At 74.7% G+C, this 12434-nt stretch carries 1 protein-coding gene (cut by a window edge); it reads left to right on the top strand.

Translation table 11 applies throughout. From position 1 onward, the window contains the following. Window positions 1-12434, top strand: the start of a protein-coding gene (locus L1857_RS12880; protein ID WP_249465184.1) for a toxin glutamine deamidase domain-containing protein. The gene runs 38233 nt beyond the window's last position; the window shows 12434 of its 50667 coding nt (coding positions 1-12434); its start codon is at window positions 1-3; its stop codon lies off the right edge, out of view.

The following is a 12434-nucleotide window of genomic DNA, read 5'->3' on the forward strand; positions in this document are numbered from 1 at the left end:
ATGGGAGTGCACAGAACCATCGATGATGGTTTCGCGTACTTCGCGCAGCTGTTGGCGGACTTCGGGGACGCGGCGGACGAGTTCATCCGCGACGTCAACGACTGGGTCGGGATCCCGGTCCTCCCGCCGATCGTCCGCGCGGCGATCGACGGGTGGCTCGGCGAGTACCCGGAGGCGCACCCGGACGACATCCAGCCCCTCGTCGACTTCTGGAGCACCAACGGCCTGGACCTGGCCGACCTGCAGACGCAGCTGGGCGCGCTCACCGAGATGGTGACGCAGGGCTACCAGGGTGCCGCACCGGCGCAGTTCAGCGCGGCGTCGACCCAGTTCAGCAAGGTCATCCTCGGCGCGGCCCAGAACGCCATGGAAATGGGGATGGGCGTCGGGCAGTTCCAGACCAGCCTCGCGCTGGCGAAGAACAGCTACGAGGTCATGCTGGTCATGACCGTCACGGAGATCGCCGTCTCGCTGGCCGCCGCGGTGCCCAGCCTCGGTGGCAGCCTGGCCGGCATCCCCGGGTCCATCACCGCGACGGGGCTCGCTCTGCGCGCCCTGATGCGCAAGGCGATCGCCGAGGTCGCCGAGATCTCGATCAAGCAGGCGATCAAGCAGTTCTCGATCAAGGGCGCCGGCGCGGCGATCGCCCGCGGCTGGCGGATCTACCTCGCGCACACGGCGGGCCGGATCGGGGCGCGCGAGGTCGAGCGCACCCTGATGCGGATCATGCCGCAGTTCAAGAACCCGGCCATCCGGAGGGAGATCGCCCAGCAGCTCGGACGCGGGTACGGCGGCCGGGAGGTGGCCGAGCGGATCACCCAGCGCGCGGTCCAGAAGGGCGGCCTCACGCCCGAGATGCAGCGCAGGCTCGCGGAGGCGGTGGCCACCCACGTCGCGCGGGGCGGCGCGGGCAAGGTCATCGGCCAGCGGCTGGTCGGCTACAGCGTGCGCAGCGGTGCGATGTACGGCGCGGGCGGCGCCTTGGGTGGCGAGGTCCTGACCGACATCGAGATGGGCGACAGGTACCGGGTCAACTTCACCAACGTCGCCGCGGGGTTCGTCGGCGCCTCGCTCGGTGGCGGTCCGCTGGCGCTGGCCGCGGGGCTGCCGGCGCACGTCATCCTCGGTGCCGCGGGTGGTGTCATCGGCCAGGTCGGGTCGGTGGGGTTCACCGCCGGCATGGACAAGCTGACGAACGCGGAGGGGACGCCGCACGACACCACCGCCCGGAACGCGCGCGGCGGCCAGCAGGCGGGGGAGGACCCGCTCAGCTGGGAGAACCTCAAGAAGGCCGCGCTCGGTGGCGCGATGGGCGGCGTGCAGGAGCTCTACGCGGGCGGCACGTCGATCAAGGAGTTCAAGAGCCACTTCTCGATGAACCTGGCCGACCGCCGGCTGCTGACGGGTTTCCACGCGGGCACCGACTTCTCGAACTTCATCGCGCAGCAGCCCGGGCAGGTGCCGGCCGGTGTCACGTGGACCGGGGACGGCGCCGCGCCCGCCGCCGGGCACTTCGGCGGTGGCGCGACCCAGACCGCGACCGGCGGCGGGACCGGCGGGTCGGGTGGGTCGGCGAGCACGTCGTCCGGCTCGGGTGGCGGGTCGAGCAGCGGCTCGGGTCCGGCGACCCGGGGCGGAGCGGCGTCCGGCGCCGGCGGGTCGAGCGGGTCGGGCGGCTCCGGTTCCGCGCAGAACGCGGGGGATTCGCCCTCCCGCAACGGCCGCACCGGCGAGCAGTCCGGCGAACCGCGGCGGACGACGCCGGACGAGAGCACCAAGCCGGAGACCGAAGAGACCTCGTCCGGCGACGACACCCGGACGGCGCCCGAGGAACAGCGCCGGGTGGCCACCGCGGGCGCGGACCAGCCCGGCGGGGACCGGACTGCCGAGCCGACGCGCGACACCGGCCGTACGACGCAGCCGGACACCGACCACCGCACCCAGACCGGCCGGGACGAGACGGCGGCCCAGAACCGCACCCGGACACCGGAGGCGAACCCGGAACCGTCCACTCGCGACGGTGACACCACGCAGACCCCGGACGCCGCGGACGGTGGGCGTCGGGAGGGTGACAGCACCCAGGCTCCCGATTCGTCCACTCGCGACGGTGAGTCCACGCAGAACCCGGATTCCTCCACGGGCGACGCGGACTCCGGCAGCCGGCCCGAGACGACGGACACCCGCGAACACCGGCAGCAGTTCACCCCGGAGAACCCGCCGGAGAAGGCCGAGCGCGGGCCGGAGACGGCGACCGCGGTCACCGCCCGCACCCTCGACGCGCTGAACGCGGAAGGTTACACGGTCCAGGTGGACCGGGAGACCGGCATGTTCAGCGTCATCTCGCCGCACAACCAGACCGCCGAGTTCTTCCTGACCCTGAACGACGACCTCCCGGCCGGCGCGGTCGAGGTGCGGGGCGACGAGGTCCACGTCTCCAGCCTCGTGTCCGAGCAGATGACCGAGGTGATGCAGAACAACCGGGCCATGATGGACCAGGTCCTGGAGCACCTGTTCGCCCGCGCCCCGTTGCCCGACGACCTCACGCCGTCCCTGGTGCACACCAACGCGGGCCCGGCCGTCGGCGGGATGACGCCGCAGGAACCGGGCACGACGTGGCACGCGCTGCCGCGCACGGTGCAGGCCGGCCCGGACGCCATGCCGGCGGCCCCGGGCGACCAGGACCTGACCGACGCGATCGCCCGCCGCCAGGAGTCCGCGCCGGACAACAGTCTCGCGAGCCCGCGCGTCGCCACCGCGCTGCACGGCGACCCGGGCGAGGGCCCGCTGGTCGTGGAGTACGGCAACGGCAACCGCATCCTCGTGCGCGTCCAGCTGGACGACCGGGTTCCCGACAACCACGTGCAGGTCGACCCCGGCACCTGGCAGGTGCGGGCCGACGGCTCCGCACGGCAGACCGGCGAGGCGACCATCCGGATCGGCCGCGGCGACCTGGACGCGCTGCTGGAAGCGGGCCTGCGGACCGTCGCCGACGGTGTGCCGGGACGCGACCAGCCGCACCACGCGGTCAACCGCCGCGCCCTGGCGCGGGTGCCGGGCGAGCCGGTCAGCGGTTCGGTCGCGGTCACGCGGGACACCACCGCGGACAGCGAAGCGGTCGTCCAGGAGTTCGAGTCCTTCGCGCGCGGACTGGGCCAGACCACGGCGCCGGCCGCCGTGCTCACGCCGTCGGCGCCGTCGCTCGGCGACCCGATCCCGTTGAACCGCCTGTCCGAGCCGGGCGCCCGGCTGCCGCAGCGGGTGGAGTTCCACGACGAGACCGTGCGGCTCGTCTACGACGACGTCACCGTCGACGCGGTCCTGGCGGTCGACTCCGGCCTGGCCGCCGGCGAGTACCAGGTCGTCTACCCCCGCTTCACGGCCGACGGGGTCCAGGCGGAGCCCCTGCAGCTCCGGGTGTCGGACAAGACGCTCAGCGACGGCTTCCAGCGCACCATCGCGGAGCGGGTGAAGTGGCGCCACGTGCTCGGCGAGGTCGGCACGACCCTGCAGGGGCTGGGCGACCTGACCGACGGCACGGTGGCCCTGTACCGCGATCCCGCGGTCACCCCGCTGGCCCGGACCGTGATGACGGCGGTCCGCGGCGCCCGCCTGGTGCCCGACCCGCTGGCGCCGCCGTCGGCGGCGGGCGCGCCGTCCCACTACTCGGTGCGCCTGCCCGATGCCCCCGGATTCCGCGACGGCGTCCAGACGACGGTGCGGGCGCTGGCGGAGTCCGGCCTGCGCCCGGAGACCACCGAGCTGCACTGGGACCACGCCGGATCCGGGGTCGTCACCCGGTGGACCAACCCGGTCACCGGCGAGTCGATCGTGCTGCGGTTCGGCACACCGGAGTCGGTGGCGGCACGGGCCCAGGCCGCCCGGCTGGATCCGGACGGCCCGCACGCCGGGCTCCGGAACGAGATCCTGCGCGGCGTGCTCGAGCCGGACGGCCTGGACACCGTCGAACTGCCCTCCGGTGCCCGGGCGAACGCCTGGGACACCGTGCTCGACCACGAGCAGCGGCCGGCACTGGGCGACCTCGAGGTGTCCGGCGACGTGCTCGACCGGATGCTGGAGCGGCACGGGCCGGAAGCGACCTCCCCCGAGCACATCCGGATCGCCGCGCGGTGGTTCGGCGACGGCACGAACCCCCGGTCCGCGCTCGGTGAGGTGGTGCGGGACGTCGTCCAGCGGCCGGATGTGGCCAGGTTCGACGAAGAAACGGGGTTGTGGGCCGTTCGCGGCGACCGCGACGGGGTGACGATCGCGGCGGTCGTGGCTCCCGACGGAAAAGTCCTGCAGGCCGAACCCCTCCCGGGCCCGAACACCGAAGCCGGCCGCCCCGAACCGCAGGAGCCGGGCACCTGGCGGGAGCCGTTCCAGGACGCCGTCGCCGCCGTCGACGGGGCCCGGCTCCGGCCGACCACGCTCGCCGGCCTGGCTCAGGACGGGCCGGCCCGGTTCACCGTCGACGTGGACGACGCCTCGGTCGCCGACTCACTCGTGCGGGAGTTCGCCTGGCGCGGCTTCGCGCACGGCGAGGTCCAGGACGGCCGGGTCACGCTGCGCCACGTCCAGTCGGGGCAGACGATCGAGCTCCGGCTGCGCGCGCCCGAACCGGCCACCGCGCCGCCGGACACCACCCCGCCGGACCCCGTCACCGTCGCGGTCGCGGCGGTGCCGGGCGCCGCGGTGACCCAGGAGGGGCCGTCCCGCTACACCATCACGGTCAACCCGGACGACTACCTCGCCGACGGCGTCACGGTCGCGGAGGAGCTGGAAAGCCGCGGCTTCACGCTGGACGACGTCGACAGCGCGTGGGGCCGGCGGGACGCGGGGCTGCTCGGCGGGCGTCAGTGGCACGGGTGGCACACCACCTGGACGGCGCCCGACGGCCGTGCCGTCGAGATCAACCTGACCACCGAGGCCGGTGTGCGGCACGCCGCGGAGGTGGCGGAGGTCGCCCGGCAGCGCGACCGGCTGGGCCGCAACGATCCGCGCCGGTTCTGGCTGCAGTCGCGCCTGCGCCACCTCACCGAAAACCCGCCGGCGCCGCAGGACGCCGAACTGACGCCCGCGGTGCGCCGGAGGCTGGCCGGCGGCCGTCTGGCCAGGCAGGTCGCCGGTGAGCTGAACGTGCCGTCGGTGACGCTGACCCGGCTCGACGGCGAGGACGACACCCGGCGGGGTCACCTCGTCGCCCGCACCCCGGACGGCACCGAGGTCGCGGTGGTACGAGTGCACGACGACGTCGCCGCGTTGCGTGCTGAGCTGGACAACGTCAGCCCGACGCTGACCACCACGGTGCACGAGCTGCCGGGTACGGCGGCCGGTGTCGCGGTGGCGCCGCTGACCGGGGGCAGCACCGTGGCCGAGGTGGTCACGATGCTCACCGACGCCACCCGGCCGAACGGCTGGCACCACCCGGACGTCATCTTCGACGCGCGACGCCCGCCCGCCGACCGCATCCGGCTCGAGCCGGACCGCGTGGGGCACATCCTCGACGGCGACCGGGGCGGCGGTCACCGCCACGGCACCGGCCGGCCGGGCAAGACCGAGTTCCCGGAGCGGTGGAAGGACGACGACGCGCGGACCGAGGCGATCATCCGCCAGACCGCCGAACACCCCACCCGCGTCGTGTGGGACGCCGAGCACCAGTCCTGGGTGGCGAGCCGGGAGCACGACGGCGTCATGGTCGTCGTCGCCGTGCTCGAGGACGGATGGGTCGCGACGGCCTACCCCCTGGAGGGCGGGCGCGGGGTGGTCACCAACCCCGTGCCGTCGGAGCCGGCCCGGCACGAAGTGGCGCCCACGCTGCCCCAGCCCACGCTGAACCGGCTGGCGATCCGCAACCCCGATCACCCGGCGCGGGTGGACAAGTTCCCCGCGGAGTGGTTCGAACCAGGGCGGTTGGAGAGCATCCTCGCGCAGGTCGTCACCGAGGGCCTGCGGCCGGAGGCGCTCGCGCGGCGGCCGCTCGAACCGGTCCACCGCAAGAAACAGGAGTGGGTCCACGGGGACTACGATGGCGTCCGGCTCAGGGTCGCGATCGACGCCGGCAACGTCATCCAGAACGCCGAGCCGCTGGACGACCCCGGCGGCGACGGGACGCCGCAACGCGAAGGAGGGCGGGACGATGGAGCTCTCCGAGGTGGAGATCGCTCGGCGGATGAAGGAACTGCCCGGCAGGTTCCTGGACCGGCTGGACGACGAGGCGCTGAACTCGGTTCGCCGGACGCTGAACGTGGGCGAGTGGCCGATGAGCGTGCAGGCGCTGATCCGGGCACTGCGGAGGCTGGACAGCCCGGTGTCGACGCGGGAACGCGAGGAGCTGCGGACGTTGCTGGCGCTGTTCGACAGCCCGGACGACCCGGAACCGCTGAGGAAACGAGCGGCGCGGGTGAGCGAGGACCTGACGGCGCTGACGGAAGTGCCGAGCCTGAGCGAGGTGGAGGCGACCGGACTGGCCGGGACGCTGCTGGAGACGTTCGGGCCGCGGATCCCGGAGCCGGACCGCGCGGAGATGGTCCAGTACGCCGAGCTGGCGAACTGGCCGGATCTGACGCTGACGACGGTGGAGCTGCTGGAACGGCACGGGGTTCCGGTGACACCGGAGGAGCACCGGATGCTCTGGCAGCTGCTGGACGCGATGGATCTGTCCCGCGAGGGGATGACGGCGATCCCGGTGCGGTAACGGCCCTCGACGACGGGACGCGGCAGGCGCTGGCGGACTTCGGCAAGTCCGGCGCCCCGGCGATCGCCGACGCGCTCGGCGTGCCGCTGTCCACCGTGGAGGCGCGGTTCGACCAGCTGGCGGCGAGCGCCTTCGCGCTGGGGGAGCAGGGCATCGCCCGCGCGTTCCCGGGTGACGAAGCGGCCCGCGCGCGGCTCGCGCCGTACGTCACCGCGAGCAGCGTCTACGACTGGGAATCCGGCCGGGTGGGCCTGCGCCTCGGACGGCCGGAGGCCGACCTCGCCACCGAACTAGCCCGCGGCGTGGTCACCTCGTTCCGGACCGCACCGGCCGACGACCTCGCGGCCGTGGACACCGCCGACCGGGCCGCCATCGGCCGGGCGCTCGGCCGCCGCCGGGCCGCCGACCACCGGGTCGTCCTGGCGTGGCTGGACGCGGCCGGTGGCGCCCGCGCCGAGGCGCTCGCGGAGGTGCGGTCCAGGGAGGAGGCCGTGCTCGGGCCCGCGTCCCAGCTCAGCTTCCACAACCGGTTCGACCACACCGCCGAGGTGCTGGCGGCCGTGGCCGAGGGCCGGTCGCCGGTGGAGCCGAACCTGGGAGCCGAACGGCAGACGGGACGGGCGCTGCCGGTGACGACGGCGAGCTTCCCCCTCGCGGTCGTGAGCGCGGTGGACCAGGACGGGATGGCGGACGCGGTCCAGCGCGCGCTGGCCGACGCGGGGGTGCACGCCGTGCGGGAGGCGCACGGTGGCACCACCACGTGGACGCTCACCGACCGGGGTTCGTCGTGGCGGCTCACCGTCGAGGTGAGCGAGTTCGCCACGGAACCGAGCGTCCGGGTCCCGCCGCCGCGGTTCGACGGCGCGCGCTGGGTGCAGGATCCGGTGGTGGCGGTGGTCCCGCCGGTGCCGGTCCACCCGGCGTGGCAGTCCGAAGTGGCCACGACGCTGGTCGGCGAGCTGCTGTCGCAGGTGCCACCCGCCATCCGCGGTCAGGCCGCCGAAGTGGCTTCCGTGGACTGGCCCGCGCTCGCCACGCGAGAGGTCACCGCGCGCGAACCCGGCACGCGGGCCGCCGATCCGGCGGTGGTGCTCGCGATCGATCCGGTGACGGCTCACGACACCCTCGACCGCACGGTGCCGCTCAACGCCGAGCCGGCCATCCCCGGGCTGGTGACCTCGGCCGACCCGGCGCTGGTCGCCGACACCGTCCGTCAGACGCTGGAGGCCACGGGCGCCCGGGACGTCACCTTCGACGGCACGACCGTGTCCGGGGTCTTCGGTGACACCGGTCTCGGGTTCACCGTGCGCGTCGATCCGGACGCGACCCGGGCGCACGTGTCGCTCCCGGTCGTCGAGTTGCGGGTCGAACCGGGTGCGGACCTCCGGGACGGCCGGTGGACCCAGGACCGCCGGGCCGAGATCGTGCTGCCGCCGGTGACCGTCGAGCCGGGATGGCGCCGGACGATGGTCGTGTCCGCGCTGGTGGACGCGCGTGCCAAGGTCGGGCTGCCGGTCGTGGAGACGGTCCGCGGCCTGGAGACCGATCGGCGGGTGGGGGAGCTGCCGCCGCTGCGGAACCTGGCGGCGGACCTGCCCGCGACCGGCGCGCCGGTCGGCGAGCTGCGTCGGGGCGAGCGGACCGTGCTCACCCTGCCCGGGCGGGAGCGGATCGTGCGGGGCGTGCAGGCGCCCGCCGAACCCTGGCGGGCCCGCACCACCGACCCGCGCGCGATCGAGAACACGCTGCGGGACATGCTCTCCGGCGGCGAGGACTGGGCCGGGCGGGTCCGGCCCGACCCGGGCGGGGACGGCACCACCTGGCTGCTGGCCGGTCGCGGCGACGGGCCGGTGCTCCGGTTCCGGGTCCGCGTCGACCCGGACGCGGTCACCGCGCGGGTCGTGCTGCCCGCGATGGACCTGCGGGTCGACGTGGACACCGCGCGCGACAGCGAACCGGGCACGCGGCTGACCGGCGGGCGATGGGTGCAGACGGGCGTGGCGGAGGTCGTCGTGCCCCCGCTGCCCGCCGAACCGTCCTGGCAGCGCCGGGCGCTCCTCCCGCTCGCCGTCGAACTGGGTGTCCGCACGCCCGCGGCGCTGCAGTCCGCAGTGGACGAGCGGGCCGCGGACTGGGTCCGGTGGGAGTTCGTGACCCTGCCCGCGGTGGGCGACCTCGCGACCGAGCCGCTCACCGGAACGGACGGCGCCGAGCCGTTGCGCCCGCTGCCGACCGCGGTGCTGACCACGGACGCGGCCGAGATCGAGCTGCCCGCGTCCGAAGTGGACCGCACCGCGGATCCGGACGAGGTGGCGCGGGCGGTCGAATCGGCGTTCGGCGCCGCCGGGATCCGCACCGAGACCGTCACCCGTCCGGACGGGACGGTGGTCCGCACGGCCCGGGCCGACGGGCTGCGCTGGCAGTACCAGGTGCGCGTCGACCCCGCCGCGACCGCGCCGAGCGTCCGGGTCCCGGCCGTCGAGCTGCACGTGGACCCGCGGACGCAGGCGGACGCGGGCCGCTCCGGCACCCACCTCGCGGAGGGGCGGTGGGTCCAGTCGGCGCCGGTGGAGATCGTCGTCCCGCCGATGACCGGCCAGGCGGCGCTGACCGAGGCCGTGGCCGGCGCGGTCGAGCAGGTGAACAGCCGGATCCTGGAGGACACCTGGCGGGTCCGGTCCGCGGAGGCGTCGGATCCGCCGCACCCGGGTGACCTGGTCCCGTCCGCGGATGCGGTGGTGGCGTCGCTGGACACCGCGCGCGCGGAGATCGGGGACTTCGCCAAGCGGGGCACGCGCGCCATCGCCGACGCGCTCGGCGTGACCGAGGACGAGGTCGTCCGCCGCATCGACGAGAAGCTCGCCGGGGCGTTCGAGCTGTCCGCGCGCGGAATCGTCCGCGGATTCGCCGGCGACCAGGCGGCCTGGGACCGGCTGTCGCCCTACCTGTCGGCCGCCGCGGTGTACGACTGGGAGTCCGGCCGCGTCGGCCTGGCCGTCGGCGCCCCGGTGGACGTCGTCGCGGCCGGGCTGGTCAAGGAGGTGGTCACGTCCTTCCGCGAGCCGCCGGCCGAGGCCGCGCGGACCGCCACCGGTGCCCCGGCCGAGCTGATGCTGGACCGCGAGATCGCCGACCACCTGGCCGTGCTGGCGTGGGCCCAGTCGCTGGACGGTCCGCTCAGCACCGAGCTGGCCGAGGTGCGGACCTGGAGCCCGGAGCTGCTGCGCGAGGTGCTGCAGTGGCGTTATCCGTCCACAACGGACCACGTCGACCGCTTCACCACGGCCATCCACCAGGGCGACCCGGTGGTGGAGCCGAGCCTCGGGCGCGAGCGCGCCGTGGCGGAGGCGGTTTCGGCGACCCTCGCGACGCAGGTTCCCGATGCGGTGGCCCGGGTCGAGGCCGCGCCGTCCGGCCTGGTGATCACGCTGACGGCCGGCGACCGGGAAGTCGTGCTCGACGTGCGGGAGGGAACCGGCCGCCGGCCCGACCCGGACGCGCTGCGCACGCAGCTGGCCGGCGACGCGCGGGCCGAGGTGGAGCTTCCGCTGTCCGCGCTCGGCGAACTGGCCGTGCCGCTGCTCACCGACCTCGCCTCGCACGCCGCCGGGCTGGGCGACGCGGGCGTCCCGGGCCCGGCCCCTGCGGCCGTGGAACCGGCGGTGATCGCCGCAGTGGCGCGGCGCGGCGCGGAGCAGGCGCGGCTGAGCGATTCCGTCACCACCTTTGCGGCCATCCCCGGCACGGATTCACCCTCCGCCACGCTCACCGCGATCAGCTCCGCGGGCCGGCCGTTCCGGCTGGTCGTCGACGTCGCCGCCGGTTCCCCGGCGGCCCGGCTGCGGTTGACCACCGGCGACCCGGCCACCCACCGGCTCACGCTGCCCGACGGGATGAGCGAGCAGGACCAGGAACGCGAGGTGGCCGGCGCGCTCCACGCCGTGCTGGCCTACCGGTCCGTCGTGCTCGGCGACGGCGACATCCCGGCGTTCGCCCAGCGCGACGGTGCGGCCGCTCGCGGCTGGATCGAGGGGACCGAGATCGTACAGCTCCTGTCGGACGCGATCGAGGCACACGCGGAGTCGGACGGCCTGCAGCGCCGGACCGAGTCGGTCCGCAGCTTGCCGCGCCTGTCCGAGTGGAGCGCGATCAGCTCCCGCGCCACGCTCCGGTCGTACCTCGACATGGTCGCCTCCGAGGACACCACGTACAGAGCGGGCGTCATCAGCAGTGCGCACGACGGCATGGTGCGGCTCGACGAGTGGTACTCCGCCCACGAACCCGAACTCACCGTGCACGCGCACACCCCGCCGGGCGCGGCGATGCTCGAGCACCTCCGCGCGCAGCGGGCGTTCCGGGAGTGGATGGCGCACACCGGGGGCCTGCTCGACCGCCGGTTCCTCGCGCGGTCCTGGGCCAGCGGCGGGCACGCGCAGGCGCATCTGATCGCCGCGCTGCAGCGTCACATCGGTCCCGCGGACCCTGGACGCTGGTGGCCGGTCGCGACGGCACTCCTGCCCGCCGGGACGGACGCCCCCGCTTTCGTCGACGGGGTTTCCCTGGCCGACCTGGTCGACCTCGCGACCGTGGTGTACGGAACCGGTGCCCACCCCACGCTGGTGGCCCGCGTGCTCGAGGCGACCGCGCGGGCGCAGGAGCTGCCCGATCTGCCTGCGGGACTCCGCACGGCGCTCGCCGATGTCGTCACGAAGGCCCGTGCCCTCGATGCCGCGGTGGCCGACGCGCGACCGGGTGTGCTGGAGCCGGTGGCGGAGGCGCTCGCGGATCTGCGCGCCAGCCTGCGCACGGTGGGCAGGCACGGCCTCGATGTCTCCTCGCCCCACTGGCCGAGTCCGGCCGAGAGCACCGCGGAGGGCCCGGTCCTGCCCGGCCGCCCGCCGAAGCCCGTCCTGGGCGTGACCATGATGGGCGGCGGGTCCGGTACGTGGGGCTCGGAGCGCCCGGGTCTCAGGGCCTGGCGGCTGAAGGCGATCGGGCAGGCCATCGTCCTCGGGGGCCTGGCGAGGGGCCTGCCCGTCGCGGCCGGGATGATGCGGCACTACCTCGGCAACTCCGGCCGGGACTTCGTGGTCGAGCCCGACCACCTGCTCGGCGCCCTGCCCACGCTGCACGACGCCGCGACGACGCAGGTGCGGTTCGAGGCGTTGCGGCTTACCCGGGCCGCCGAGACTCGTGGCGAAACCGGGACGTTCCCGTTCTCCACCCCGTGGCAGCGCTTCGACACCACCCTGACCGAGGCGAAGAGCAGGGACTGGCACCTCGGAGTGGGCACGTTCTACTTCGCGGTCAGCGGAGCCGTCACCGTCCTGCCGGGACGTGACGGTGGCCGGCCCGACGTCCAGGTCGACTACCAGGTGCACGTGTACGACCGGTACAGCTGGCACCACGGTAACCGTTTCCCGGTGGGACCGCTGTGGGTCTGGGACGACGAATGGCAGATCCTGCACCGCGCCGGGATGGCGCGCGAGTTCGACATCGTCGGGTCCACCGCACGCAAGGTGCACCGCGGGCCCCTGCTGTCGCTGTACGGCCTGGAGATCCCGGTCGACCACGCGGCGTCGCCGCGGGACCGCCTGCTGGACGGTCTGATGAGCGCGGCGCTGCCGCACGTTCCCGATTCCGCGACCGTGGAGCGGTTGGCCGCGCAGTGGCAGGTCTACAGCACGGCGGACGGCGACGACAGCGTCTGGTTCCGGCTCGAGCCGGGTTCGGATTCCAT

This window comes from Amycolatopsis thermalba (genome assembly GCF_023376025.1).
GTDB lineage: Bacteria > Actinomycetota > Actinomycetes > Mycobacteriales > Pseudonocardiaceae > Amycolatopsis_E > Amycolatopsis_E thermalba.